The 24158-nt window shown below is 60.2% G+C and carries 24 protein-coding genes and 2 pseudogenes; 15 read left to right on the top strand and 11 right to left on the bottom strand.

What is annotated here, in order from left to right; all coding sequences use genetic code 11:
• Window position 1: 1 nt before the first annotated feature.
• The 3 genes from ACSQ36_RS26955 to ACSQ36_RS26945 form a co-directional block, all read right to left on the bottom strand.
• Complete coding sequence (locus ACSQ36_RS26955) at window positions 2-898, bottom strand: ABC transporter ATP-binding protein (protein WP_436184322.1); 897 nt, start codon at window positions 896-898, stop codon at window positions 2-4.
• Window positions 888-1538 (bottom strand): GntR family transcriptional regulator, encoded by a 651-nt coding sequence (locus tag ACSQ36_RS26950; RefSeq protein WP_436184321.1) that lies wholly within the window; start codon window positions 1536-1538, stop codon window positions 888-890. The genes ACSQ36_RS26955 and ACSQ36_RS26950 overlap by 11 nt, the downstream gene beginning before the upstream one ends.
• 262 nt (window positions 1539-1800) lie before the next feature.
• On the bottom strand, window positions 1801-2406 hold the full coding sequence (locus ACSQ36_RS26945; RefSeq protein ID WP_436184320.1) for a TetR/AcrR family transcriptional regulator: 606 nt from the start codon (window positions 2404-2406) through the stop codon (window positions 1801-1803).
• A 130-nt stretch (window positions 2407-2536) separates the two neighbouring features.
• On the opposite strand from ACSQ36_RS26945, the gene ACSQ36_RS26940 reads away from it, so the two are divergent.
• Window positions 2537-3460 (top strand): NAD-dependent epimerase/dehydratase family protein, encoded by a 924-nt coding sequence (locus tag ACSQ36_RS26940; RefSeq protein ID WP_436184319.1) that lies wholly within the window; start codon window positions 2537-2539, stop codon window positions 3458-3460.
• A 2-nt stretch (window positions 3461-3462) separates the two neighbouring features.
• On the top strand, window positions 3463-3807 hold the full coding sequence (locus tag ACSQ36_RS26935) for a DoxX family protein (RefSeq protein WP_436184318.1): 345 nt from the start codon (window positions 3463-3465) through the stop codon (window positions 3805-3807).
• 291 nt (window positions 3808-4098) lie between these two features.
• Here the strand turns inward: ACSQ36_RS26935 and ACSQ36_RS26930 are convergent, their stop codons facing one another.
• Both ACSQ36_RS26930 and ACSQ36_RS26925 read right to left on the bottom strand, forming a co-directional pair.
• Entirely contained in the window at window positions 4099-4833 is a 735-nt protein-coding gene (locus ACSQ36_RS26930) for a pyridoxamine 5'-phosphate oxidase family protein (protein WP_436184317.1), read from the bottom strand.
• Window positions 4796-5341, bottom strand: coding sequence for a carboxymuconolactone decarboxylase family protein (locus tag ACSQ36_RS26925; RefSeq protein WP_436184316.1), 546 nt, complete (start codon window positions 5339-5341; stop codon window positions 4796-4798). The genes ACSQ36_RS26930 and ACSQ36_RS26925 overlap by 38 nt, the downstream gene beginning before the upstream one ends.
• Before the next feature lie 111 nt (window positions 5342-5452).
• On the opposite strand from ACSQ36_RS26925, the gene ACSQ36_RS26920 reads away from it, so the two are divergent.
• Window positions 5453-6391, top strand: a complete 939-nt coding sequence (locus tag ACSQ36_RS26920) for a LysR family transcriptional regulator (protein ID WP_436184315.1) — start codon at window positions 5453-5455, stop codon at window positions 6389-6391.
• A 64-nt stretch (window positions 6392-6455) separates the two neighbouring features.
• Here ACSQ36_RS26920 and ACSQ36_RS26915 read toward each other — a convergent pair.
• Both ACSQ36_RS26915 and ACSQ36_RS26910 read right to left on the bottom strand, forming a co-directional pair.
• Window positions 6456-6654 (bottom strand): annotated as a pseudogene (locus tag ACSQ36_RS26915) (IS6 family transposase); the annotation flags it as partial.
• Between the two features lie 112 nt (window positions 6655-6766).
• Window positions 6767-7738 (bottom strand): helix-turn-helix domain-containing protein, encoded by a 972-nt coding sequence (locus ACSQ36_RS26910; RefSeq protein WP_436184314.1) that lies wholly within the window; start codon window positions 7736-7738, stop codon window positions 6767-6769.
• An 87-nt stretch (window positions 7739-7825) separates the two neighbouring features.
• Here ACSQ36_RS26910 and ACSQ36_RS26905 point away from each other — a divergent pair, with 87 nt between their 5' ends.
• The 7 genes from ACSQ36_RS26905 (at window position 7826) to ACSQ36_RS26875 (ending at window position 13282) form a co-directional block, all read left to right on the top strand.
• Window positions 7826-9070 carry a DUF1479 domain-containing protein gene (locus tag ACSQ36_RS26905; protein WP_213768834.1) on the top strand — a complete coding sequence of 415 codons (1245 nt, stop codon included), beginning with the start codon at window positions 7826-7828 and terminating at the stop codon, window positions 9068-9070.
• A 98-nt stretch (window positions 9071-9168) separates the two neighbouring features.
• Window positions 9169-10416, top strand: a complete 1248-nt coding sequence (locus ACSQ36_RS26900; protein WP_436184313.1) for an ABC transporter substrate-binding protein — start codon at window positions 9169-9171, stop codon at window positions 10414-10416.
• Between the two features lie 117 nt (window positions 10417-10533).
• The gene (locus ACSQ36_RS26895) at window positions 10534-11550 is read left to right on the top strand and encodes an aldo/keto reductase (RefSeq protein ID WP_436184312.1); all 1017 of its coding nucleotides are present in this window, start codon (window positions 10534-10536) and stop codon (window positions 11548-11550) included.
• 29 nt (window positions 11551-11579) lie between these two features.
• Window positions 11580-11930 (top strand): TolC family protein, encoded by a 351-nt coding sequence (locus tag ACSQ36_RS26890; protein WP_436184311.1) that lies wholly within the window; start codon window positions 11580-11582, stop codon window positions 11928-11930.
• Window positions 11903-12736 carry an efflux RND transporter permease subunit gene (locus ACSQ36_RS26885; RefSeq protein ID WP_436184310.1) on the top strand — a complete coding sequence of 278 codons (834 nt, stop codon included), beginning with the start codon at window positions 11903-11905 and terminating at the stop codon, window positions 12734-12736. The genes ACSQ36_RS26890 and ACSQ36_RS26885 overlap by 28 nt, the downstream gene beginning before the upstream one ends.
• Window positions 12664-12975: an efflux RND transporter permease subunit gene (locus ACSQ36_RS26880; protein WP_436184309.1), complete on the top strand. Its 312-nt coding sequence runs from the start codon at window positions 12664-12666 to the stop codon at window positions 12973-12975. The genes ACSQ36_RS26885 and ACSQ36_RS26880 overlap by 73 nt, the downstream gene beginning before the upstream one ends.
• Window positions 12875-13282, top strand: coding sequence for an efflux RND transporter permease subunit (locus ACSQ36_RS26875; RefSeq protein WP_436184308.1), 408 nt, complete (start codon window positions 12875-12877; stop codon window positions 13280-13282). The genes ACSQ36_RS26880 and ACSQ36_RS26875 overlap by 101 nt, the downstream gene beginning before the upstream one ends.
• Before the next feature lie 58 nt (window positions 13283-13340).
• Here the strand turns inward: ACSQ36_RS26875 and ACSQ36_RS26870 are convergent.
• Window positions 13341-13936 (bottom strand): annotated as a pseudogene (locus ACSQ36_RS26870) (undecaprenyl-diphosphatase).
• Between the two features lie 366 nt (window positions 13937-14302).
• On the opposite strand from ACSQ36_RS26870, the gene ACSQ36_RS26865 reads away from it, so the two are divergent.
• Window positions 14303-14596, top strand: coding sequence for a DUF4148 domain-containing protein (locus ACSQ36_RS26865; RefSeq protein ID WP_436184307.1), 294 nt, complete (start codon window positions 14303-14305; stop codon window positions 14594-14596).
• A 211-nt stretch (window positions 14597-14807) separates the two neighbouring features.
• Here the strand turns inward: ACSQ36_RS26865 and ACSQ36_RS26860 are convergent, their stop codons facing one another.
• Together ACSQ36_RS26860 and ACSQ36_RS26855 are read right to left on the bottom strand one after the other, a co-directional pair.
• Window positions 14808-16154 carry an ATP-binding protein gene (locus tag ACSQ36_RS26860; protein ID WP_436184306.1) on the bottom strand — a complete coding sequence of 449 codons (1347 nt, stop codon included), beginning with the start codon at window positions 16152-16154 and terminating at the stop codon, window positions 14808-14810.
• Window positions 16151-16813 carry a response regulator gene (locus tag ACSQ36_RS26855; protein WP_436184305.1) on the bottom strand — a complete coding sequence of 221 codons (663 nt, stop codon included), beginning with the start codon at window positions 16811-16813 and terminating at the stop codon, window positions 16151-16153. The genes ACSQ36_RS26860 and ACSQ36_RS26855 overlap by 4 nt, the downstream gene beginning before the upstream one ends.
• A 147-nt stretch (window positions 16814-16960) precedes the next feature.
• Here ACSQ36_RS26855 and ACSQ36_RS26850 point away from each other — a divergent pair, with 147 nt between their 5' ends.
• From ACSQ36_RS26850 to ACSQ36_RS26840, 3 genes are read left to right on the top strand one after another with little or no spacing between them, the layout of a single operon-like run.
• Entirely contained in the window at window positions 16961-18370 is a 1410-nt protein-coding gene (locus ACSQ36_RS26850; RefSeq protein WP_436184304.1) for a TolC family protein, read from the top strand.
• Complete coding sequence (locus ACSQ36_RS26845) at window positions 18360-19442, top strand: efflux RND transporter periplasmic adaptor subunit (protein WP_436184303.1); 1083 nt, start codon at window positions 18360-18362, stop codon at window positions 19440-19442. The genes ACSQ36_RS26850 and ACSQ36_RS26845 overlap by 11 nt, the downstream gene beginning before the upstream one ends.
• Window positions 19439-22486: an efflux RND transporter permease subunit gene (locus ACSQ36_RS26840; RefSeq protein WP_436184302.1), complete on the top strand. Its 3048-nt coding sequence runs from the start codon at window positions 19439-19441 to the stop codon at window positions 22484-22486. The genes ACSQ36_RS26845 and ACSQ36_RS26840 overlap by 4 nt, the downstream gene beginning before the upstream one ends.
• Before the next feature lie 124 nt (window positions 22487-22610).
• Here the strand turns inward: ACSQ36_RS26840 and ACSQ36_RS26835 are convergent, their stop codons facing one another.
• Window positions 22611-22931, bottom strand: coding sequence for a DUF4148 domain-containing protein (locus ACSQ36_RS26835; protein ID WP_436184301.1), 321 nt, complete (start codon window positions 22929-22931; stop codon window positions 22611-22613).
• Between the two features lie 402 nt (window positions 22932-23333).
• On the opposite strand from ACSQ36_RS26835, the gene ACSQ36_RS26830 reads away from it, so the two are divergent.
• A complete protein-coding gene (locus ACSQ36_RS26830; protein ID WP_436184300.1) occupies window positions 23334-23975 on the top strand; it encodes a class I SAM-dependent methyltransferase in 642 nt (213 codons plus the stop codon).
• Window positions 23976-24158: the final 183 nt, after the last annotated feature.

The raw sequence follows: 24158 nt of genomic DNA, 5'->3' as shown, positions 1-24158 counted from the left end.
ATCATCCCCCCTTCATTTGTTCGGCCCGCGCAAACGCGGTGAATATCGACCTTAAGTCCATTGGCTCGGCCTGAACGAATTTGACGTCGCCGAATGCGGTGGCGATTTCAGATGCCAGCCGGTCTTCAGTGAACGCCGTATGCACAAAACTTAGGACATTGCCCGAGGTGCCGGGATCGATCCACGCTCCGGGCCAGGTACCGGGAGGACGGACCGTTGATTGCAACGTGACGCGAATCGAGCGGACGCGCGCGTTCAAGAACTCGATCGAATTTTCGAACAACAGGCGGCCCTGGTTGAGAAAACCGACGTCGCTAACGAAACCCTCGATTTCGTTCAGGTCGTGCGATGAGATGAAGATCGTGAGGCCTTCGGCATGGCTCAGCACGCTTTCGATCAGGTCGTCGCGCACCAGCGAGTCCAGGCCGTTGAACGGCTCATCGAGCACCAGCAGCTTTGGTTTGAAGGCCAGGGCGGCAACAAGCGCGACCTTGATACGCATACCATGTGAAAGGGCGCGGATTTTACGCTCCATCGGCAGTTTGAACCGCCTCAACATGGCCTTTTCGAGCGCTTCGTCCCAGTTCGAATAGAACGGTCTCAGGTAATTAAGATAGGCACCCACGGTCATTTGCCCTGGAAGCACCTGGCTCTCCGAGACGTAGCCGATCTGGCTAAGGTGGCAGCTTGTGAGTTCACGTGATGGCGTCCCCATCAAGGTGAGATCACCCCGCGTCGGCGTCAAGATGTTCATCATCATCTTAATCGTGGTCGTTTTGCCGGCGCCATTGGCTCCAATCAACGCATAGACGCTCCCCTCCGCGACCGAAAAACTCAGACCGCTGAGCGCCTCGTCCCGGCCGAAGCGCTTCTCGATATTCCGGGCCTCAATGATCATTTTGTATTCCCCTCGCTATATCGATCCGGTTCCAACGCTCAATGATGGCGTCGAGCAATTCCGCCTGCGTCAGGCCGACGCGACGCGCGCCAACCACCAGTGCCTCGACTTCGTGCCCCAACAACTGCGCCTTTTCGCCCGGACGCGCCTGGGGCGGCTCACAAACGATCGTCCCAATCCCCGGCCGCGCCTCCAGCCAACCTTCGTGGATCAGGTGCTGGATGATCTTGTGGGCCGTGTTTGGGTGAATTTTCAGATCCGCGGCCAGCGCCCTGACCGACGGAAACTCCTGCCCAGGCAGGTACTCGCCGCTGATGAAGGCGCGCTTGGCGGCAAAGACCACGGCGTCGAATATCGACTGACCCGATTGCGGTTTGTAATCGAATAGTGTCATATTCATAATGTGAAACATGGTACGCCAAGGCGTCAACGGGCATTCATCTTTGTCAGGGATGTCGTTTTTGGTCTGCTCACAGCGGGCGAGGAGGCGGTCGTGTCTGCTGGCGCCCACGATCAATGTTTCCGACCGATCAGAAGGATGCTTGATCATCCTGCGCATAGCATCGAATCGCACGCGCATCAGATAAGCCAGGTTCTTTTCAGAAGCTAAAACCGGTCGGAGATTGTTCACGATCTTCATCGCGGCGTCGAAGGTCCGCTTGGCGGCACGCAGCCTTTCACAACCGGCGTACGACGGGCCAATCCTACCCTCCGGCCAGTCCAACAAATTTGCGTCACAATCCGACAAGTCCAATCTATTCGGTTCCGCGTCATCTGGCACGTGACCGAATTCGTTGGCAAGTCTCTGATTTGCAATGGCACCCAGTCTAGCTAATTCCGTTTCCCTGCACTACCCGCTGCTGCGCTCCGCATGCAGTGGCCCGACTCTTATGCAGGGCTCCTTAGCGAAGTGCAGCCGCCACCGCCTCGTCAATCTGCAGCGCGAAGCGCGCTTCAACATTGGGCACCGTGTAGCCAATTGACAGTTCCAGATACGCGTCGCCTAGCACCAACTGAACGAATGTCGCTGCCCGCAATGCCGCAGTCGATTCGTCAAATCGCTTTCGCAAGATTTTTGCGGCGAAGGCACGCACGACCTTTGCACCATTTTCGTAAAACACCTGGCCAAGTTCCGGAAGACGCTCGGCTTCGGCAACGATGGCGCGGTAAAGCCGGAGATTGTCCAGCGTAATAAGGCTTCGTGCCAGTACCGATCCCAACTCGCGCAACTCGACTTCGGGTGATCCATCGGATTGCTCGTCCTGAGCGCCGGCAAGAAATCCACCCACCTGAGCGCACATCGAGCTCACCAGATCAACGAAGAGCGCCTCCTTCGACTTGAAGTGGCGGTAGACCGTCTGTTTGCCGACGCCCGCGGCCGCGGCGACATCGTCCATCGTTGCAAGGCCGAAACCCTGGCTTAAAAAGACGGTTTTCGCGCCGTCGAGGATGGCGGACCGCTTACGGCGTTGCAGCGGGCTCAGGTCGGGGAGAGAGGTCGTGTTCATGCCAGATAAATAACAGATCATCGAGTAGTTGACAAGACTGGGTAGTCTCGTTTAGATTTGTCGAAACGAGACTGATTAGTCTCGTTCGTGTGACTTATCAACTTCGCAGGCAATCATCGAGGAGAACGCTATGGAACTATTTATTACAGGTGGTACGGGCTACATCGGGCAAGCGGTCGCGCGCAAAGCAATCAGCCTCGGGCATCAAGTGACGGCGCTGGTGCGCGAAGACAGCTCGGCGGCCGCGAGCGCGCTGGCAAGTCTCGGCGTGACACTGCATTCCGGAGACTTACGTGAGCCACAGTCTTTTGCTGCGATTGCCGGTGCCGCTGACGGCGTGGTGCACATGGCGTCGACCAACGATGCTTCCGCTGCCACTGCTGATGAGGCCGCGGCTGAGGCGATGCTTGCGCATTTGCATCCGGGCGCGGCGTTTGTCTACACGTCGGGCACCTGGGTCTACGGCAATACAGAGGGAGAGGCCGCGACTGAAGCATCGGCGCTGAATCCGACACCACTTGTCGCCTGGCGGCCCGCAGTGGAGCAACAGGTGCTGGCGCTGGCAGCACGCCGCTCGATCGCCGCGGTGATCCTCAGGCCGGCGATGGTGCACGGCTACGGCGGCGGCGTCTTCGGCATGCTTGCCGGCATGGTCCGTCAGATCGGCAGTGTGAGGATCGTCGGCGATGGTCGCAACCACTGGCCGGCCGTCCACGTCGATGATCTCGCCACGGCCTACCTGAGCGCGGTGGAGCGGGCGGCAAGTGGGGACGGTCGAGTCGCGGGACAGATCTTCAACGTGGTCTCGGAAGATGCCGTTGCCGTTGCCGAGATGGGTGAAGCGATTCGGGCCTCGGCCGGCGCCGATCGCGTCGAACCCTGGCCGCTCGACGATGCTCGCAAATCGCTTGGACCGTTCGCTGACGCACTGGCGCTCGACCAGACGGTAAGCGGCCAGCATGCCCGGCGAGTTCTTGCGTGGGAACCCCACAGCCCAGGCCTGATTGCGGACCTCTCAGTGCAGAAGCACTATCAGCCAGGCAACGGAGCATGACGATGGCGTTAAACACTGGATCTTTCGAATCGATTCTCGCGATGATCGTAGCGGTTCTGTTCGCGGTTGCCGGGGTAGTCAATCTCGCCGGACGCGGCGCGGTGAAGCGCGACTTCGCGCGCTGGGGTTACCCGGCATGGTTTCGGTTGCTCTGTGGCGCTCTCGAGTTGCTCAGTGCAGCACTTCTTTTTGGACAACAAACCAGAGTTTTAGGCCTGACGTTGGCCGGCGCGATCATGGTTGGCGCGCTCTTCACATTGCTACGAAATCGGGAACCGTTTCAACATCTCGCCCCGGCGCTCATCTTCTCGGCTCTCGTTGTGGCTACGTTGGCGCTCCGCGGTTGAGGCTTACTCGTCACCAGGCGCGTGAGCCCGGGACGCTAACAGCCCGCGCGGGCAATCCATGCTGCAGGAACTTGAAATGCGCACACGGAATAGCGGCATTGGAGCAACGCCAATTTGATCACGTGCGTCACGTGTCTGCTTTTTGTAGCGATCGATGGGCGCTCCGGGTTGCCGCCTGGCGCAGATCACCGCTTTACGTGCCACAGGAAACAGCCACTCATGCATGCGGCAGCGGGCGCTACCCTTTCTAACCGCGGTCTCGGGCGTGGGACAGCGCTGGACGCTGACTGTTCATTGGGAATCTCCTGGGTTGGCGAGGCGAGCGCGTAGCTCTGCGTTTTCAGTTTTGAGCTGAGCCAGGCGGTCGCGAAGTGGGCCAACGACCTCGGCAACTTCCTGCTCGGTGAAGCGCGGCGTGATGTGCTGCGGGCAATTCCAATCGAATGTTTCCAGACGCAACCGGAAGATGCGTTCGAGCTTAGCCCGGTAGTCGGGCACAGTGACAAGTTCGGTCAGTGCAGGGTCGTCATCGAGCGCAAGGGTTTCCACCCGCGCATAGACCTTGAGCCGCGCGCGGTGGGCGTAGTCCATCAGGAACAGGCAAGCCCGATCATTCGCCGCGAGGTTGCCAGTGCTGATGTATTGACGATTGCCACGATAGTCGGCAAAGGCAAGCGTGTGTTCATCGACGAGTTTCAGGAAGCCGCGCGGGCCGCCTCGATGCTGAACATAAGGCCAACCCGTCTCTGAAACCGTCGCCATGTAGAAGCTGTCGCGATTGGCGATGAAGGCGGCTTCGTTCTCCGTGAAGCGGTCGAAGTCGCGGTGTCCCTTGAAGTCCTGCCACATGCGATCGGCGCCCGTCTTGGCCTGCACGGTCCGGACGCTGGGCGTCACGGCGACATCGAGAAAGCCATAGGACATGACGAACCTCCGCTGCTGGAAATAAAGCGGGCCCGGGGGCTGCGCCGCCCTGGCCCGATTGGCGTCACGCGGCTTCTGCCGCTCGTACAACGGGAAAGTCAATTTCCGTCTTCGCGACTTCGTTGAGGTAGTTCGTGAAGCTGTTTTCCGCGACCAACGCGACGATCTCCACAACCTGAGCGTCGGTGAAACCGGCATCGCGGACAGCCTTGATATCGCCATCGCTGACGTGGCCGCGCTCCTTCGCCACCTTGGCGGCGAACTGGACGGCCGCGTTCGCCTTGGCGTCGCCGGACTCGCCCTTGCGGTTCAGCGCGATTTCCTCTGGGCTGATCTTCGCCAGATTCAGACCGAGATAGGTGTGAGCTGACAGGCAGTAATCGCAACCGTTTACTTGGGCGACGGCCAGCGCGATCCGTTCGCGGGTCTTCACGTCGAGGGTTTTCGACAGCGCGCCCTGCAAGCCAGTAAAGGCGCTGAGCGCGGCGGGGCTGCTGCCGATCAGACGGAACAGGTTCGGCACAACGCCGAGCTGCTTGTGAACGGCATCAAGCGTGGGCCTGGAGGCTTCCGGGGCGGCGTCAAGGGCTGGAATCGAAATGCGGGACATGGGGACTCTCCTTTGGGATGCGCAAACCGGAATTGGTTCGGCTGGGAAACATCATCCTGCTTTTCACTTCCATAGATAATCCGGTAATCTTGGGAATCATTTCACCGAAAAATGGGAGGATGGATGGACCGCTTTGAGGCCATGTCGATGCTGGTGACCGTGACCGAGACCGGAAGCCTTTCGGCAGCAGGACGTGCTTTGAAGGTGCCCTTGGCAACGTTGAGCCGGAAAATCACGGACCTCGAAACACTCCTGGGCACGCGCCTTCTGATCCGCACAACACGCAAGCTCATGCTGACGGATGCAGGCATTGCGTATGTCGCCGCTGCGCGGCGCATTCTCGAACAAGTTGAGGAAGCCGAACGGGAGGCTGCTGGCGAATTCACTATGCCAAAGGGCGAACTTGTCATTACCGCACCAATTCAGTTAGGTCGACTGCACGTCCTGCCCGTGGTGGCGGACTTCCTTGCCCTGTTTTCCGAAATCAACGTCCGCCTGATGCTGGCTGATCGCAACATCGATCTGATCGACGCTCATGTTGATATGGCCGTGCGTGTCGGAAAGCTCCCCGATAGCTCGATGGTGGCGACACAGGTTGGCCTTATGCGTACGGTGGTGTGCGCAAGCCCTGCGCTCATGGACGGGCGTGGTGTGCCTCGGACCCCGGACGATCTGCTGAAACTGCCGTGCGTCGCCGTCGATACGCCGTTGCCTTCGCCCGATTGGCGCTTCAAGGCGCCAGGATCGGGAGCCACCTTTGATGTTCCTGTTGTGCCGCGTCTGTCCGTGACGACGACGGAGGCTGCAGCACAAGCCGCGATCCGCGGCGTGGGGATAACGCGGCTACTGCACTATCAGGTTGCCGAAGCGGTCGAGGCGGATGCGCTGCGCATCATCCTCGATGCATTCGAACCGAACCCGGTGCCTGTGAACCTTGTCCATGTTTCGCGCGGACAGATGCCGCTCAAGATGCGCCGCTTTCTTGACTTCGCCGCCCCGCGCCTGCGCGATGTGTTTGAAAAGGTCGCCGCGTCGGTCGGGCCAGTGTAGCCGCCCCCGGGGCTCTGTAGCAAATAGCGGAAATTGTGGAGGAAGCTAATTTTGATAGGATGGCTTATTGATCCGAGAGGACCGCATTCCAAACGGTCGGCGTAGCGCTGTCTTTAAGGTTAAGCGTCACGAGATAGGCGATGTATCAGCTCGATGCCTGAAATCCTGGTTGCGGCGCTCCTGAACTGCCTGAAGCCAAGCACGGCCTTCGTCCGGGACTTGATGTTGCGGTGGTCTTGATCGATCAGCTTGTCCACGCTCTTCAGCTTACTCGTCATCGGCCATCAATTCGCATAGCCCGGCGACTCTAACCCATTCACTGCCTCCATTTGAAAGCGCATGATGTGATTAACGAAAATATCGCCGGCGTCGATACTAATAAGCGGTCTCTTCGTCGTTTCGCTCACCGGCTGATTTCCGCTTCCTTTGAAGTGACGGAGATCGTTCGGTCAAGCGAACCGCTGCGTCCTTATCCGGAGAGCCGGCGGCGAATAGCCGTCGATATTCGGCCGGCGTCGTTTGCTTCGCGGTCCTGAACTGCCGATTGAAATTGGCGACATTCGCGAAGCCCGAACGAGCAGCGATGACAGCAACGGGCAGGGTGGTATCAGCCAGCATTCGGCACGCGTGACCAATACGAACCCGGGTGATATACCGACCGACGCTCTCACCGATATGCTGAACAAAGTAACGCGCGAGCGTGCGTTCCGACAGGCTGGCAGCCGCGCAGAGCTCTGACAGGCGCAGCGGTTCGGCAAAGCGGGCGTCGATCATCGAAAGGACCCGGTTGATCCGTTCGGGCTCGTGACCCGATGGGCCGGCGGTTGGATGGTTAAAAGCACTCGGTGAGGCCAGCGGCTGGCCCGGCGCGTCGGCGAGCGTGCACAAAATATCGAGGGCGCAGCTAAGGCGCTCGCGCGCCCCGCTTGATAGTAATTGCTCCAGGCGGCCGTGCATCGATTTACCAGCAGGCGGCTCGAAGGCCAGCCCACACGCAGCCCTGCGTAACAGCTTGCGCAGCGGTTCATATTCGGGGCAACAATCCGCCATACGCCGCGCCCAATCGCCGTTGAACCAGATAACGATGGCGACCTGTGGGGAGGATGGCTCGATCGAACGATTCGACGCCCAGGTGTGCGGGAGATCTGGCGGCACGAGCACGAGATCCTCCGCCTCGTATTCATTGACAGAGTCGCCGATATAACGCTTGCCATGACTGTTCATCGTCAGCGTTAACTCGTACTCCGGATGGTGATGCCATTCGAACGGAATACGCGGAAGCCGCCGGTGGTAAACCCGGAGCGAACAGTCCTCGCCGAACTCGACATGTTCATAGGCTGGCTTCATGGCTGAAAGCGCAAATAGATTGTCTGAATAGTATCACCAAGGCGCGCACGCACGTCATATGCTCGGGCATATCAAATGGAGACAATCATGGCGTTGATCATTGACGATTTGCCGGCCGCAATCCGGCAAGCGAAAAAAGAGTTGCGCGCGGCGTTGCCGAATTACCGAGCGGTTTTCGCCGAAGTCGAAGAAGCGATTAGCGCCGAAGCGAAGCGAATTGCCAGGCAGCGCGATCGTGGAGAAGCCGTCATTCCCGAGATCCAGTTTTCCGATATTACCGAAAAACGTGTCACCGCGGACCAGATCGCGATCGTCAAGGCGCGCGGCGCGTGCGTGATTCGCAATGTCTTCCCCCGCGCGCTGGTGCAAAACTGGGACAAGGACATTGCCCACTATGTCGAGCGCAATAATCTCGACAAGCGTCTGGAAAATCGCGCCGAGGACAAATACTTTGGCCAGTTGGCATCCAGCAAGCCGCAGATCTACGGCGTGTATTGGTCGAAGCCACAAGTGCTGGCCCGTCAATCGGAGGCGCTGACCGAGGCGCGTGTGTTCCTGAACCGGCTGTGGCGCAATGAAAGCGAAGGGCGCGTGCACTTCGATCCGGAGCGCGTGCCTGTGTATGCCGATCGTCTGCGTCGCAGGCCGCCGGGCTCCGCGTCGCTTGGCTTGTCCGCTCATTGCGACGGCGGGTCGGTCGAGCGCTGGATCGAAAGCAATTTCCGAAAGGTATATCGCCATGTGTTTGCGGGCAACTGGCGAGACTACGATCCGTTCGATGCAGCGTTCCGGCCTGACGTGCAGGAGATCGCGTCGCCCGCCGTGTGCTCGATGTTCCGCACCTTCCAGGGCTGGACTGCCTTGACGCCGCAAGGCCCAGGCGACGGTACGCTCCAACTCGTGCCCATCGTCAATTCGATGGTGTACATCCTGCTGCGCGCGCTTCAGGACGATGTCGCAGAGGACGACCTATGCGGCGCCATGCCCGGGCGGGCGCTGTCGATCAAGCCGGAATTCCATGCGCCATTGTTCGAGGCGCTGTCGTCGATTCCCAAAATGGACGCGGGCGACACCGTGTTTTGGCATAGCGATGTGATCCATGCTGTTGAAGATGAACACAGGGGGGCGGGTTACAGCAACGTGATGTACATCGCCTCGGCGCCTGCGTGCGCCAAGAACGACGCTTACCTCAAGCGTCAGTTGCCGAGGTTCCTTAAGGGTGAGAGCCCGCCCGATTTTCCTACCGACCATTTCGAAGTGGATTTCACCGGGCGCGCTACGGCTGACGATCTGACCGTGCTCGGCAAGGCGCAACTTGGGTTTGACCTGTAGATCGGCAAAGATGTCTGTCACGCATGAAATCGAGCATGCGCGTTCGCCCTAGCCGTGAATGCGCCGCTCGATCAATAACTAAAACTTCGGAGACTGCAATGAAACGATCACTGACATCGGTTGCGGCGGCTGTTGCGCTGCTCGTGGCTGGAACACATGCAGTACTTGGCGCCGAACAGCTTTCGGTACTGCACTGGTGGACCTCCGGAGGAGAGTCGAAGGCAATCCGGGTGCTGAAGGACGATATGAGCAAACAGGGCTACGAGTGGAAGGACTTCGCCATAGCGGGCGGAGCGGGCGCGGCAGCCATGACGGCGCTGAAGACCCAGGTCATCGCGGGCAACGCACCGTCGGCCGCGCAGATCAAGGGGCCTCTTATTCAGGACTGGGCCGCTCAGGGGGTATTGGTCAATATAGATCAGTCCGCTACCGACTGGAAAGCGCATTCGCCAGCGCAAATAGACAGCTCCATGAAGGCAGGGGGTCACTATATCGCTGCGCCATTCTCTGTACACCGAATCAATTGGTTGTGGATTAACAAAGCCGACCTCGATAAAGTCGGCGGGTCGGCGCCCACGACGTGGCCGGAGTTTTTTGCGCTCGCCGACAAGTTTCGCGCAGCGGGTATCACGCCCGTCGCGCATGGCGGCCAGCCTTGGCAAGACATGACGATCTGGGAGACCGTGGTGCTTTCTCAGGGACCTGATTTCTACAAGAAAGCCCTTGTTGAACTCGACCAGAAAACGCTGACCTCGCCGCAGATGGTGCAGGTGTTCGAGACCGTCCAGAAGATCCGGACTTACTTCGACAAAGGCTACTCCGGCCGTGACTGGAATCTCGCGACGGCAATGGTTATTTCCGGCTCGGGCGGGATGCAATTCATGGGCGACTGGGCGAAAGGGGAGTTCGCAAATGCGAACAAGAAGGCCGATGTCGACTATATCTGCGCGGCGGCACCCGGTACGGCGAATGCCTACACGTACACAGTGGATGCGTTCGTGTTCTTTCAGCAGAATGGCAAAACGGAGGCGACTCCCGGGCAGCTTGCACTCGCCAAGACGATCATGTCGCCTGATTTCCAGCAGCAGTTCAGTCTCTACAAGGGGTCAATTCCCGTCCGGCTGGATGTGCCCATGGACAAGTTCGATGGCTGCGCCAAGAAATCACGCGCAGACGAGCAGGCCACGATTAAATCGGGGGGATTCCTGCCGTCGTTGGCCTTCGGCGAACTTCAGTCATCGGTTACTGCTGGCGCGATTACCGACGTCGTAACGAATTTCATGAATTCGAACGAGGATCCGCAAGAGGGGGTGCGCAAACTTGCCGTTGCGGCGAAGGTCAAGTAAGCGGGAGCTTCGCGTGAACCAGGCTTGAATCGAATATCTATACTCATGGTAGCAACCAGTTGCATGGGACCAGAGTAGGTGCTGAAGCACTAACTCTGGTCGACAAAGGAGACGAGGATGGATCCGGTAGCAAAACGTAAATGGCCGCGTTCGGGGCTCAAGACAACCGTAATGGGCTTTGGCGCCGCGCCGATCGGCAACATCTTCAGGCCTATCAGCGAAGAGGATTCGGCTGCCTTGATCAAGGCAGCATGGGACGCGGGCGTACGCTACTTCGACACCGCACCCATGTACGGCCACGGGTTGAGTGAGGCACGCTGTGGCCAGGGGCTGCGTTGGTATCCGCGCGACCAATATGTGCTGTCGACCAAGGTTGGACGCCTTCTGAAACCCCGCAAGCGCGCCGAGATCAACTTTGAGCCGTGGGTTGACGGGCTGCCGTTCGAATGCGTCTTCGACTACAGCTATGACGGCACGATGCGGTCGATCGAAGACAGTCTGCAGCGGCTTGCGCTGGAACATATCGACATCGCGCTGATTCACGACATCGACGTATTTACACACGGGAAGCGTCAGCCCGAGATGTTCGAGGCAGCGATGACAGGTGCGGCGAAAGCACTGCTGAAACTTCGTGACGAGGGTGTTGTGAAGGCCGTGGGGATTGGTGTCAACGAGTGGCAAGTCGCGCATGAGGCGATTCGCCGGCAAGACTTTGACTGCCTGTTGCTGGCGGGTCGCTATACGCTGCTCGAGCAGGACGCGCTCGACGGTTTTCTGCCACTGTGCGAAGAGAAGCAGGTGTCGGTGATTCTCGGTGGCGGTTACAACAGCGGCATTCTGGCGACCGGCGCGCTGCCGGGTGCGAAGTACAATTATTCGCCTGCGCCAGAAGCGATTCTCGAACGGGTGCGCAAGATCGAACAGGTGTGCCGGGAGTACTCGGTGCCGCTCAAAGCGGCAGCCCTGCAATTCGTTCTGGGCCATCCCGCGATCCCGACCAACATCCCGGGCGTGCGGACGGTTGCACAATTGGAAGACAATCTGCAAACCTTCCGGACTGACATTCCATCGGCGTTCTGGACCGAACTAAAGCGCCGCGAGCTGATCCGAGAGGATGCGCCGACGCCTCAATAGCGCCTGGCTCCAGACTGCACCGGCTGTAGATGAATTCCGCCGGTGCATCGCTGATCAAGTATCCGAACAACACCATCGGACAGGATCATCGGTCGAGCTTGCTGGAAGCACGCCCCGGTATACGCTCGAAGGAAGCGACCCTTCAGTCTGCGAACTACAGCGTCGGTGCCGCTCGCGCGGCGTACTTTCCGACCCTCCTGCTCACGGCCGATGGCGGTTTGAGCGGCGGTTCGCTATCACATTTCCTGACGAGTCCGTTTGCCAGCCTCGCGACCGCCCTTGCCGTACCCATCTTCGATGGCGGCGCGTTGCACGGCGAGCTTCATGCGAACCAGGCGGCCGTGACCAAGGCGTGGCGGACTACCGGCAGACGATCGTGACCGCGCTGCAGGACGTTGAAGATTCGCTGACGGCTGCGCAGCAACAGCAGCTTGCGGAAGCCTTCGACCAGACCGCCGCCGACGCAGCGCGCCAGGCCGCGACGCTTGCCGAGGCGCAGTACAAGTTCGGCACAGTCGACTTCCTGACCGTACTCGATGCACAGCGCACGCTGTACCAGGCAGAGGACACGCTGGTGCAGGCGCGACTAGGTGGCGGCCGGATCAGCGCGGCGCAATACCAGTACACATTGCAGGCGCCTGACGTCAACTTGTTAAATCATTGGGCACAGGTGATGACCCAGCGGCTTTCTGCGTTGCCGGAACTGACCGATGTCACTTCGGACCAGCAGGCGTCGGCGACCAGCGCCACCCTGGTGATTGATCGCAGCACGGCGTCGCGTTTCGGCATTACCGCGCAAGCCATTGACGACACGCTCTACGACGCGTTCGGCCAGCGTCAGGTCGCAACGCTGTTCACGCAACTCAACCAGTATCACGTCATAGAAGAAGTGGATCCGAAGTTCCAGTTGACGGCCGATGCGCTCGCGCACTTATACGTACGTTCTCCGCTCACCAATGCACTGGTGCCGTTAAGCACGCTCGCGAAAGTCGAGAACGGCGTGTCGCCGATCTCGGTCAATCACCAAAACTTGTTTCCCTCTGTGACTATCTCGTTCAATCTCGCTTCGGGGCAGTCGCTGGGTAATGCCGTGAACGCATTCATCGGGCAGAGGTGGCGGTGGGCAAGCCGGACTCGCTCACCGGCACGTTCCAGGGAACAGCGCAGGCGTTCCAGGCGTCGTTGAAAAACGAGCCTTGCCTGATAGCTGCCGCGCTCGTGGTGGTGTACCTGATACTCGGGATCTTGTACGAAAGCGCAATTCATCCACTGACCATCATTTCGACCTTGCCATCTGCCGGTGTGGGCGCGTTGCATCGCGCTGATGTCATGCGGCCAGGATCTGTCGATCATGGGCATGATCCTGCTGATCGGGATCGTGAGGAAGAACGCGATCATGATGATCGACTTCGCGCTGGTTGCTGAACGGAAACAGGACCTGTCTCCCCACGATGCAATCCGCGAGGCGTGCGTGCTGCGGTTCAGGCCGATCATGATGATGACGCTGGCCGCGTTGTTCGGAGCTTTGCCGTTGGCGCTCGGCCATGGCGCGGGCGCGGAGTTGCGGGTGCCGCTCGGCATTGCAATTGTTGGCGGCTTGATCGTCTCGCAGATGCTTACACTGTTCACCACGCCGGTAGTTCACCTCTGGTTTGACCAGCTCGCTCAGCGGATCGACCGCAAGCGCGGCAGCGGTGTGGCGAAGCAAGGCGTGCCGGTTCAGGTTCAGTAGTGGATGTGTACGCCTGCCGGGCTCGTTGGTGAGTGGCGCCGCGGCAGGCTATCCAGGGCTATCGTGACACCCAGCCGCGCCGGATCAACGGTCCGAACAGCGGCCGATACGCAAGCATTGCGGCTCGCACAACCGGGGCCGCAAACCAGCGGCCCGTGAGCGCACAAAGCCAGGCGCTGATTCCAGAGACGAGCGCTGCGCCGGCTATATCGAGCGGGAAATGCACTCCGATATAGATTCGTGCCCACGCCATTGGCAGGCCAAGGAGCGCGAGTACCCAGCCCGCGCGGCGTGCTTCGGGATGCATCGCCAGACTAAAGGCAACCGTCCACAGGAACGTCAGGGGTCGCTGGGAAGCGATGAATCCGCTCCATGCGCGATCAGCGTATGCCCCAGGCCAATCATGAAAGGCCGCGGATGCGGCCACGTCAGGCCAATGATCTGTGCGGCCAGCAAAGCGACCAGCGCCGACGCGCTGGCCTCGATCAGACGCTCGCGCACGATGTCGTTTCCACGCAGCCAGCACACGACCAGTGTCGCGGGCACGAGCCAGATAGCGTACTCGCCGAACAGCATGGCCAATGCCACGGTGACAGACTCTGGCTGAACAGATGCGTTGATCAGTAAGAACAGGCTGCGGTTCAGTGCTTCCATAGCGGGCGATAGATGAGTGAATGATGGGTGAATGATAGATAAGCTTATCGTTTCAGGATTAGCTGAGCCTTATGAACGCGGGAATGCAGGTTTCAACGGTGTCGAAGGAAACGCGTGGTGACACTCAGCGAAGCTGATCTGAACACCGGATTCGCTCCGTAAAGCGGGACCTCGACGCGCGGCGAAACCGCAAGCCACGCAGATAACAAGCTTGTAATCGTCGCGTCAGGATGTAGTCACTACGCGTTGCGCAAAATGAAGTCCTGTTCTTCGCTGTTTCGCTGTTTCTATGTATCGCGGTGAAGAGCATGAAGAGCACGGGCTTCAATCATGGTGGCTGGAGCCACATCCGACGAGGTTTTTATCATGAAAAAATTTATCTGCGCAATACTGTCTGCAGTTCTGATTGTTCCAGCCGTTTCGTTCGCACAGGCCACCAACGGTCCGGTCACGCGAGCCCAAGTGCGCGCGGAACTTGTTCAGTTGGAGCGTGCGGGCTATCAGCCCGCAAGCAAGCAAATTCATTATCCCGACGAGATACAAGCGGCGGAACAACGAGTGCAAGCGGCCAACAGCGCGTATGCATCGGAGAGCGGTGCGCAGGGAAGCAGTGCCGCAACATCGGCTTCGGGGTTGCCAGGCCAAGATGCAGCGAACTAAGGCCGGGCGAGCGGTCAAGAGGATCGCTGGCCGCATCATTTCAGTCGATGCGGCCTTCGCGCTGCTTCAGATGGAAGCCGGCGCAACAGGGGCGAAATCACCCCATCGTCTTGATGTCCACAGCGCAATAACGCCTGATCCGGGTCGGACGCAGGCCGGCACTGTCGACCATGTTTCTATCCTGACGCGGGACTTTCAGTTTTCTTCGAAATCATGCCGACAGCTTGCCATCGCCCGGCGTGAGCGCTGCCACGCTCACGATCAAACCCCCTCCGTCGCGGTTGCTCACATCGAGCTTAGCCCCGTGCCGCCCCGCAATGCTCGATGCAATCGCGAGACCCAGCCCGCTGCCCGAGCCCTGCGTACCGGTACCGCGATAGAACCGGTCGAACACCCGGTCCAGTTCATCGGGCGCAATGCCCGGACCTGTGTCTGTGACTTCAACGCTCACGCCCTGTGGATCGCGCGCGAGGATCACATCAACCTTACCGCCCTCGGGCGTATGGCGAATCGCGTTATCGACCAGATTGTTCAACAGGATACCCAGCGCATGTTCATCGCCCATTACCACATAGTCGTCCGATGCATTGCCCGCCCGCTCTTCCAGTCCGAGATCAATGCGCTTGGCCTCCGCCAGCAACGACAGATCACTCACGGACCGCTCCGCAAGACGGCGCAGACTCATGTGCGTCATGGAAGCCGCGCGGTTCGCGTCCTCACGAGCCATCGCTAATAACTGATGGGCAAGGTGAATGATCCGGTTCAGCCGTTCCTCAAGACGTTCGAGCGTCTGGCCATCGCCTTGCAACGTCCCGTCGCGTCGTGCCGCCTGAAGTTGCAACTTCAATGCGGTTAGCGGCGTACGCAACTCGTGCGCCGCGTCGGCAACAAAGATCCGCTGCGCCTGCGACGCGTCGCTTAAACGCAGCAGCAAGTCGTTCAACGCATCGACCAGTGGACGGATCTCCACGGGTACCCGTGTGCCCACTTGCAACGGTTCAAGCGAGTCAAGCGAGCGCCGCGATAACGCACGCGACAACCCACCGATCGGCGCAAGCCCCCGGGCCACGACAAACAACACCAGCGCAATGGTCACCGGCACCACCAGGGCCAGCGGCCACAACGTGCGCCAGGCGAGCCGCAGCGCAAGATCTTCGCGAACGGAGAACGGTTGCGCCACCTGGATGTACCGATCCGGCTGCTGGAGGCCAAACACGCGCCATCGATATTCACCGCGTTCAATCGACTGGAATCCTTCAGCGATACGCGGTAACGCCGGCTCCTTGAGCGAGTGGTAAACAAGCTGGCCTTGCTTGTCCCAGATATCGATCGCAATCAGGTCGTCGGCTATGCCGTCGAACTCGTGGCTGCGCTGCTCAGCAGCGTCGGCAGTGGCAATATTCGCGGGCAACGACAGCGCGACGGTGCGCAGCTCGTAGTCGAACAACTCGCCCGCTTCTCGGCGCGCGGTGTGAAAGATGCCGTAGGCTGCCACTAGCGACGTGGCGGCCAGTCCGAAGATCAGCCAGCCGAGCAGCCAGCGGCGGATGGATGTCATTCGATTCCCTTGAGCCGGTAGCCTACGCCCCGGATCGTCAATATCTGCTCAGCGCCAATCTTGCGCCTGAGACTGTGGACATGCACCTCAATGGTATTGCTGCCCACTTCCTCACCCCATCCGTACAGCTTCTCTTCCAGTTCCGCGCGCCTGAATACGCGTGTTGGTTCTTCGATCAGCACCTGAAGCAACGCGAACTCGCGCGGCACCAGCGGCAACGGCACACCGGCCTTGCTCGCCTCGTGCGAGGCGGGATCGAGGGCAAGTTGTCCATGTGTATAGATGGGCTGCTTCTGGCCGGTACGACGTCGCAGCGCCGCGCGCACGCGTGCGGCGAGTTCGTCGAGATCGAAGGGTTTCATGAGGTAGTCGTCGGCGCCTGCATCGAGCCCGCGAACGCGGTCATCCACGGCATCGCGCGAGGTCAGGATGATGACGGACGCCGCACCGCCTGCCTTGCGGTACGTGTTCAACACCTGGATGCCATCGCGTTTCGGCAAGCCGAGGTCGAGCAGCACGAGGTCGTACACGCCATTGCCAAGCGACAGCTCAGCGGCGCGGCCGTCCGCCGCCCAGTCGATTGCGTAACCCAGCCGGCGCATGGAGTCGACCACAGTCTCGGCAATCATCTCGTCGTCTTCCACCAGTAATAGCCGCATCGTGAAGTCTCCCCGTTCCTACCAACAAGTATCGAGTATGAATTGTCGGCGGCAGGTGCTTAAGCGTTCCTTAAGCACGGGTTTCCTAGAATCAATCGCTCCTTCGATGAATCTTGCCCGTTCACTTTCTTCGCCCTGGAGCCAGCTTTGCCTGTATTCACCGCCCCGAGTGTGTACCTGTACAAGCTAGTTTGCGCCGGCACGTGCCTGGCGCTGCTCGCCGGCTGCACCTGGTATCACCGCGAACCGCTTGCGCCGCGGGATACATCAACCACGCTCACTACGCTCTCACGCGTGCAGATCGACCCGGCGACCATGCCCCTGCCCGAGCTTACTGCACATCGCTTCGATCCCTCGGACGGCCTCGACATGGAGGAGGTCGCCATGCTGGCCGTGGCGAACAATCCCGATCTCAAGCTCGCTCGCGACGACCTGGGTATTGCGCGGGCACAGGCATTTTCGGCGGGATTGCTGCCCGATCCGCAATTAGCCGTGTCCAGCGATTACTCAGGCATGGAAGGGGCGACGCGTGCGTTCAATTATGGCTTGACCATGGACGTGCTGGCGATCTTCGCGCGTGGCGCGAACAAGCAGTCGGCCGACGCGACTGTTGCAAAGACAGATCTGGGCCTGCTCTGGCAGGAATGGCAGGTCGTGGCGCAGGCAAAACAACTGTTCATCAAGGCGCGCTTTCAAGAGGACACGCTACCGTTGCTGCAGCAAGAACGCGATCTGTCGCGCACGCGTTATGAACGCATGTCTGATGCCCAACGCGAGGGCAACCTGACCGAAGACACGCTGACCGCTGCCCTGACTTCGTATAGCGACGCGCGCAAGCTCTATACCGATGCTGAACGCGCGGCCGAGCAGACGCATCGTGACCTGAACCAGCTGCTGGGTTTGTCGCCCGACGTGCAATTGCAGCTCGTGGGCGAGCCAGAAGACGCGCCACTCGACGACACCACCGTGAATAGCGCGGTCGCCGCGCTGCCGCGCCGGCGGCCCGATTTGCTGGCCCTGCAAGCGGGCTACGAGGCGCAGGAGCAAAAGTATCGTGCGGCGATCATGAGCCAGTTTCCGTCTCTGACCGTGGGGTTTGACCGTCAACGCGATACATCGAATGTCTACACGTCAGGATTCCAGATCAACCTGAGCCTGCCCATCTTCAACCGCAACCGCGGCAATATTGCGATCGAGCAAAGCACGCGCCAGCGCCTGCGTGATGAATATCAAAACCGCCTGAACCAGGCATTCGCCGACGTGGCCCATCTGCGTGCCGACGACACCATCCTCTCGCGCCAGATCGAGCAGACCGAAGCGGCGCTGCCCGGGACGGAGCATGCGGCGCGCGACGCCGGCGCAGCTTTTGTCGAGCACAACCTGACACTCGGTGCGTACACGGATGCGATGTCGGCCGCGCTGACCAAACGTGTGGATATCGCGACGCTGCGCGAATCGCGGGCCGAACAGCGCGTTGGCTTGCAAGCGCTGCTGGGCAGTGCGATCCCCGACGCCTTTACTTCCGACCTGAACCTGACCGAAGCCCATGCAAAATAACCGGCTTTCGATGCACGCTTGCATCGCTCTTTGCTTTTGCTTCAGCGTTTTCTTCGAAGCAACCAACGCGCTTGCCGACGACACCGTCGTCGCTGTATCGACCGCCCCGGTCCAGCGCGCACCGATTGCGCAACCGGTGCGCGCGTACGGCATCGTCGCGGCATCGGCGGCTAACCTCACTTCAATCAACCTGCCCTACGTCGCGCGGATCATGCAACTGCACGTGCAGACGGGTCAGCCGGTCAAGCGTGGCGATCCGCTGTTTGTCGTGCAGGCCGACCCTGCTGCCGTGCTAGCCGCCACGCAGGCAAGAAGCGCCGCGACACTGTCCGACGGCGAGCTCGCGCGCACCCAGTCGCTGTTCGACAAGGGCCTTGCCACCGCCTCGCAACTGGCTGCCGCTCGCAAGGCGGCCCAGGATGCTCGCGAGGCGCTGGCGTCGCAGGCACAGAGCGGGATCACGAGCGGAGCCAAGGTCGTTGCGTCGCCCATCGACGGCGTGGTGTTGCAGACCTCGGTGGGACAGGGCGATCAGGTGTCGGCGGGTGCGCCGATCGTGCAGCTTGCCGGCGCGGACAGCGGCCGGCAGACGCGCGGCAACGTGATGCTGGCGGTCGAACCTTCGGACGCCATCAACATCCATGCCGGCGATGAGGTCCGCTTGCGGGGCTTGTCAACCTCGCTCGCGAAGGTCTCCATGACCGGGCGCGTGGTCCTGGTGGGTGCGTCCATCGACCCGCAAAGCCAGCTCGTCGATGTGGGCGCGACCGTGCCGCTCGGCAATAGCGCCTTCATTCCGGGCACGCACGTGGCCGCCGATATCGATACGAACCGGGGCATGCATTGGATCGTCCCGCGCTCGGCCGTGCTCAAGGACGATCACGGCGATTTCGTGTTCCAGGTTGTGTCCGGCAACAAGGCGCATCGCGTGAATGTGGTGACGCAGATAGAGGACCGCGACCGCTACGGCGTCGACGGTCCGCTCAATGCGACGCAAGCGGTGGTGGTCAGCGGCAACTATGAGTTGAAGGACGGCATGGTGGTGCAAGGCGCGGGAGGCGCACCACGATGAACTTCGGCCAATGGATGCAGGCTCACCGGCGCTCATTGCTGTTCGTGATCGGGTTGCTCGCTGCGGCCGGCGCACTGACCGCGTTCCGGCTGCCGATATCGCTGTTCCCGAACGTGGCGTTCCCGCGCGCCGTTGTCTCTCTCGACGCTGGCGACCGTCCCGCCGAGCAGATGGCGACACTCGTCACCATGCCGGTGGAAGAGGCGCTGCGGCGCGTGCCCAACGTACTCGATGTCGAGTCGAAGACGAGCCGCGGGTCCGCTGAGATATCGGTGAACTTCGACTGGGGCACGGACATGGCGCAGGCCACGCTGCAGGCGCAATCGTCGATCAGCGAGATCCTTGGTACGTTACCGCAAGGCACGTCAATGCAGGTCCGCCGCATGGATCCGACGGTGTTCCCGGTCCTTGCCTATAGCCTGACGTCGAAGCAGCAATCGCTTTCTACACTGCACGATCTGGCGCAGTTCCAGATGCGGCCGCTGTTGTCGTCGGTGGAAGGGGTGGCGCGCGTGGATGTGACAGGCGGCGCGACCGACGAGTTCGAAGTGGCCGTGGACCCCGCCCGGCTCGCGGTCTACAAGCTCTCGCTCGCCGATGTATCCAAAGCGATCGGCGCGAGCAACGTACTGATGGCGGCCGGCCGGATCGAGGATCACTACAAGCTCTACCTGGTCATTTCCGACGCGACCATTACGAAGCTCGACGATCTGAGGAACGTGGTGGTATCGGCGAACGGACCCACGCAAATCCGGCTCGGCGATATTGCCACAGTGCGCGCAGGCGTCACGCCGCAATGGATGCGCGTGACGGCCGACGGGCAGGACGCGGTGCTCGTCAACATCTACCAGCAACCCGGTGCGAACAGCGTCGCCATGGCGAAGGCGATCCGCGCGAAGCTGAGCGCATTCCAGTCGCAGATGCCGCCGGGCGTGCGCCTCGCCAACTGGTACGACCAGAGCGAGCTGGTGACTGCTGCGGCCACGAGCGTGCGCGACGCCATCATGATCGGCGTGGTGCTCGCCGCGCTGACGCTGTTCGCGTTCCTGCGCAACTGGAAGATCACCGCGATTGCGGTGGCGCTGGTGCCGGTCGTGATGGCCGCGACCATTCTCTTGCTCGATGTGTTCGGCATGGGCTTCAACATCATGACGCTCGGCGGCATGGCGGCCGCGGTGGGCCTGGTGATCGACGACGCGATCGTGATGATCGAGCATATTGTGCGGCGCATGCGCGAGGGCGGCGCGAACGCATTTCATGGCCGCGTGATGGCAGCCGCGCTCGAATTCACGCGGCCGCTTGCCGGGTCGTCCGCGGCGACGCTGATCATCTTCGTGCCCCTTGCCTTCCTCTCCGGCGTGACCGGCGCGTTCTTCAAGGCACTGTCCGTCACCATGGCAAGCGCGCTCTTCATTTCGTTCATGGTCACCTGGCTTGCCGTGCCCATCCTCTGCGACCGATGGCTCAAGCCCAGGGACGCGGAGGAGCACACCGAAACCGTTCTGGCGACGTGGATGAATACGCGTTACGCGACGTTGATCGGCCGCGTCAGCGCACGGCCCGCGCTTGTCCTGATCGGCCTCGTACCGCTTCTTATTGTTGCTGCGTTCGCTTTCACCCGGGTGGGCAGCGGGTTTATGCCGACCATGGACGAAGGCGGTTTTGTACTCGACTATCACACCGAGCCGGGTACATCGATCAGCGAAACCGACCGGCTGATGAAGCAGGTCGAGGCGATTGTCAGTGCGAATCCGAATGTCGCCACTTACTCGCGGCGAACCGGCGCAGGCTTGGGCGGCGATCTGAACGAGCCTAACCGGGGAGACTTTTTCGTGCGCCTGAAGTCCGGCAAGCGCGAGCCTATCGAAACCGTGATGGAGGAGATTCGCTCGAAAGTGGAAACAGACGTGCCCGGGGTCAGTATCGAACTGGCTCAACTGATGGAGGACCTGATCGGCGATCTGACCGCGGTGCCGCAACCTGTGCAGATCAAGATTTATTCCGACGACCAGATCACCCTCAACTCGACCGCGCGGAACGTGGCGGCGGCGATCGGCAAGGTCCAGGGCGTGGTGGATGTGAACGACGGCATCAATCCCGCCGGCGACGCGCTTGAACTGCACATCCGGCCGGATGCGGCGGCGGCCGAAGGCATGGACCCGCAGAGCATCGCGCAGGCCGTCTCCGACATGGTGCAAGGCAATATTGCCACGCAGTTCCAGAATGGACCGAAGACGGTCGGCATTCGCGTTCGGGTGGCCGGTGCGCTCGCACTCACCGATACCCAGCTCGGCCAGTTACAGATCCGCGCGCCGGACGGCCATCTGTTCGCGCTGGATCGCGTGGCTTCGCGCGTGACCGTGACGGGCCAGCCGGAAGTGAGCCGGGACAACCTGAAGCGCATGGTGGCGGTGACGGCGCGTATCGATGGGCGCGACCTCGGCTCGACCATTGCCGACGTGCAGAAAGTGCTTGCTACGGCCAAGCTGCTGCCCGCCGGCGTGTACTACGAACTAGGTGGTTTGTATCAACAGCAGCAGATTGCCTTCAAGGGGTTGATGACCGTATTCGGCGCGGCCGTCGCGCTGGTATTTGGCCTGCTGCTGTTTCTCTACGAGCGTTTTCGCATTGCGCTAGCCGTGCTTGCGATGCCCTTGCTGGCAACCGGAGCAGTGTTTGTCGGCCTCTGGGTCACCGGCATAGAGCTCAACATCTCCGCGATGATGGGCATGACGATGATCATCGGCATTGTCACGGAGGTGGCGATCTTCTATGTATCGGAGTTGCAAGGGTTGATGCGCGATGAAGAGATGCCGCTCGATCGGGCTTTGATAGAAGCGGGCCGGAATCGCTTGCGGCCGATTGCCATGACGACTATCGCGGCCATTCTTGCGTTGCTGCCGCTGGCGTTTGCACTGGGCCAGGGATCGGCCATGCAACAACCGCTGGCGGTAGCGATCATTTCCGGTTTGATCGTGCAGTTGCCGTTGGTGCTGCTGCTGTTGCCGGTATTGCTGCAGTTATTGATGAAACCGCGGCGCTGATGGACCGATGCATCCATGCGCGGGAAAATCATTGAACGAAAACGGGGCGCTGAAGAGCGCCCCTGTTAGTCAACTACGCAACCACGTGAAGCAATGCCCTGGTCCCGCAGACACAAGACCTTGATTAATGGTGCGAGAAGAGGGATTCATGCGGGACTGGAAAAACGCTTCGTGCGCTTGACTGGTTCGACCCGTTTGTTGAAGGGCCATAACTGCTGTTTGCGTCAGCGCTTCGTGGTCCCGCCTGGCGGTTCATGTTCTGCGCGGTATCTCGACCGGCGGGATAGTTTGTCTTCGACGGCGGCACTGTGCCTTGCTGTTCCGCCTGGATCAATTCGGAGCGTACTTGCGCCCGGGTAACCGGATCGTTGGCGGTCTGTGCGAAGGAGGCAAGGGGAAGCGTCAGGGCCGAGGCTGCGAGCAACGAAATTACCAGTGATTTCATGGTGTCAATTCCTAGAATGAGTAGTCGTCCGGCGAATTCGGTGACCGGTCATGCAACGCAAAAATGGCTGGTTTGACTCCAACCCTGGCGATGCATGCATCCAGAATACGGAGTTATCCTTAACGAATTATTAGCTGCGTAAAATGTGTTCAGTCGCCTTCTGTTCAACCGATTGCCCTGATGGTTTTAATGCTTAAGCAGCGCTTAAGAATTCGAGTGGGACACTGCCCGAATTACGCGTTGTAAACGCGGCGTGCGACTGAGGCGCCATCGCGTTTTTTTCTTTTTAGTGACAGCATGCATACGCGTTTCGGTAACGATCCCGAACACGAACAGGTTTTGCGCACCTCAATTGACCTGATCGCGAATTGAGTTCTGAGCGGCGCCCAGCTTTGCGCCGGGGTGGCGCTTGTCGACATAGGGACGGGAGACGGGCAGATAGCATTCCGGGCCCTCGATGCAACTGGCCCCTCGCTACGCGTGATTCTCACTGATATTTTGGCACCATTGCTGCGTCATGCCGAAACGCTGGCGATTCAACGGAATGTTCAGGACCAGTGCAGATTTATTGAATGTTCCGCTGACGCGCTAAGAGACATTGACGACGCATCTATCGACGTCGTTACCACGAGTGCGGTTCTTGCCTACGTTACCAATAGGGAGGAGGCGTTTCTTGAGATTCGCCGTGTCCTCAGGCCCGGAGGACGACTCTCGATCGGCGAACCCATCCTTCGAGGCGATGCTTTTGAAGCTGCCTCGCTAAAACAACTGGTCGACTCCCAGCCTCCGGGATCAGACGATCGCTTCTTTCCCCTTCTCAGCCGTTGGAAAGGCGCTCAGTTTCCCTATACTGAAGAAAAAATTGCCAGTAGTCTCATTACAAATTTTAATGAACGCGATTTGGTTCGGCTCGCGCTGAATGCCGGATTCATTGCGGATTCATTGATATCCACGTGGAATTTCATGTCGATATTTACCCGTCGGCTGTCCATTCGTGGGAGGTGTTTCTGGACAGCTCCCCCCACCCTTGGGCACCGCCGCTGAGAAGCATTCTCGAGGAACGGTTCTCCGTTGAAGAACGGGCGTTGTTCGAGACAATCTTTCGTCCAAGGGTGGAGGCTCAGCAGTTCGTCACCGCGGACCGTGTCGCATATCTCACAGCTCGGAAACCACCTGCGTAATTCCGGCAAGCTGGCTAAATGTCCCGGGTCTCTCGATCGTTTGCGC

The organism is Caballeronia sp. LjRoot34 (genome assembly GCF_964253815.1).
In the GTDB taxonomy this organism is placed as follows: domain Bacteria; phylum Pseudomonadota; class Gammaproteobacteria; order Burkholderiales; family Burkholderiaceae; genus Caballeronia.
Note: the sequence above shows the minus strand (reverse complement) of the source record. Positions and strands in the feature narration are given on the sequence as shown.

Bases quoted from the DNA above. Each gene is read 5' to 3' on its own strand.
- ACSQ36_RS26890 (WP_436184311.1), top strand. From the start codon at position 11,580: ATGAATTCCGCCGGTGCATCGCTGATCAAGTATCCGAACAACACCATC.
- ACSQ36_RS26955 (WP_436184322.1), bottom strand. From the start codon at position 898: ATGATCATTGAGGCCCGGAATATCGAGAAGCGCTTCGGCCGGGACGAG.
- ACSQ36_RS26855 (WP_436184305.1), bottom strand. From the start codon at position 16,813: ATGCGGCTATTACTGGTGGAAGACGACGAGATGATTGCCGAGACTGTG.
- ACSQ36_RS26910 (WP_436184314.1), bottom strand. From the start codon at position 7,738: ATGAAGCCAGCCTATGAACATGTCGAGTTCGGCGAGGACTGTTCGCTC.
- ACSQ36_RS26935 (WP_436184318.1), top strand. From the start codon at position 3,463: ATGGCGTTAAACACTGGATCTTTCGAATCGATTCTCGCGATGATCGTA.
- ACSQ36_RS26895 (WP_436184312.1), top strand. From the start codon at position 10,534: ATGGATCCGGTAGCAAAACGTAAATGGCCGCGTTCGGGGCTCAAGACA.
- ACSQ36_RS26945 (WP_436184320.1), bottom strand. From the start codon at position 2,406: ATGAACACGACCTCTCTCCCCGACCTGAGCCCGCTGCAACGCCGTAAG.
- ACSQ36_RS26925 (WP_436184316.1), bottom strand. From the start codon at position 5,341: ATGTCCCGCATTTCGATTCCAGCCCTTGACGCCGCCCCGGAAGCCTCC.
- ACSQ36_RS26845 (WP_436184303.1), top strand. From the start codon at position 18,360: ATGCAAAATAACCGGCTTTCGATGCACGCTTGCATCGCTCTTTGCTTT.
- ACSQ36_RS26940 (WP_436184319.1), top strand. From the start codon at position 2,537: ATGGAACTATTTATTACAGGTGGTACGGGCTACATCGGGCAAGCGGTC.
- ACSQ36_RS26835 (WP_436184301.1), bottom strand. From the start codon at position 22,931: ATGAAATCACTGGTAATTTCGTTGCTCGCAGCCTCGGCCCTGACGCTT.
- ACSQ36_RS26950 (WP_436184321.1), bottom strand. From the start codon at position 1,538: ATGAAGATCGTGAACAATCTCCGACCGGTTTTAGCTTCTGAAAAGAAC.
- ACSQ36_RS26840 (WP_436184302.1), top strand. From the start codon at position 19,439: ATGAACTTCGGCCAATGGATGCAGGCTCACCGGCGCTCATTGCTGTTC.
- ACSQ36_RS26905 (WP_213768834.1), top strand. From the start codon at position 7,826: ATGGCGTTGATCATTGACGATTTGCCGGCCGCAATCCGGCAAGCGAAA.
- ACSQ36_RS26920 (WP_436184315.1), top strand. From the start codon at position 5,453: ATGGGAGGATGGATGGACCGCTTTGAGGCCATGTCGATGCTGGTGACC.
- ACSQ36_RS26865 (WP_436184307.1), top strand. From the start codon at position 14,303: ATGAAAAAATTTATCTGCGCAATACTGTCTGCAGTTCTGATTGTTCCA.
- ACSQ36_RS26900 (WP_436184313.1), top strand. From the start codon at position 9,169: ATGAAACGATCACTGACATCGGTTGCGGCGGCTGTTGCGCTGCTCGTG.
- ACSQ36_RS26875 (WP_436184308.1), top strand. From the start codon at position 12,875: ATGTCATGCGGCCAGGATCTGTCGATCATGGGCATGATCCTGCTGATC.
- ACSQ36_RS26860 (WP_436184306.1), bottom strand. From the start codon at position 16,154: ATGACATCCATCCGCCGCTGGCTGCTCGGCTGGCTGATCTTCGGACTG.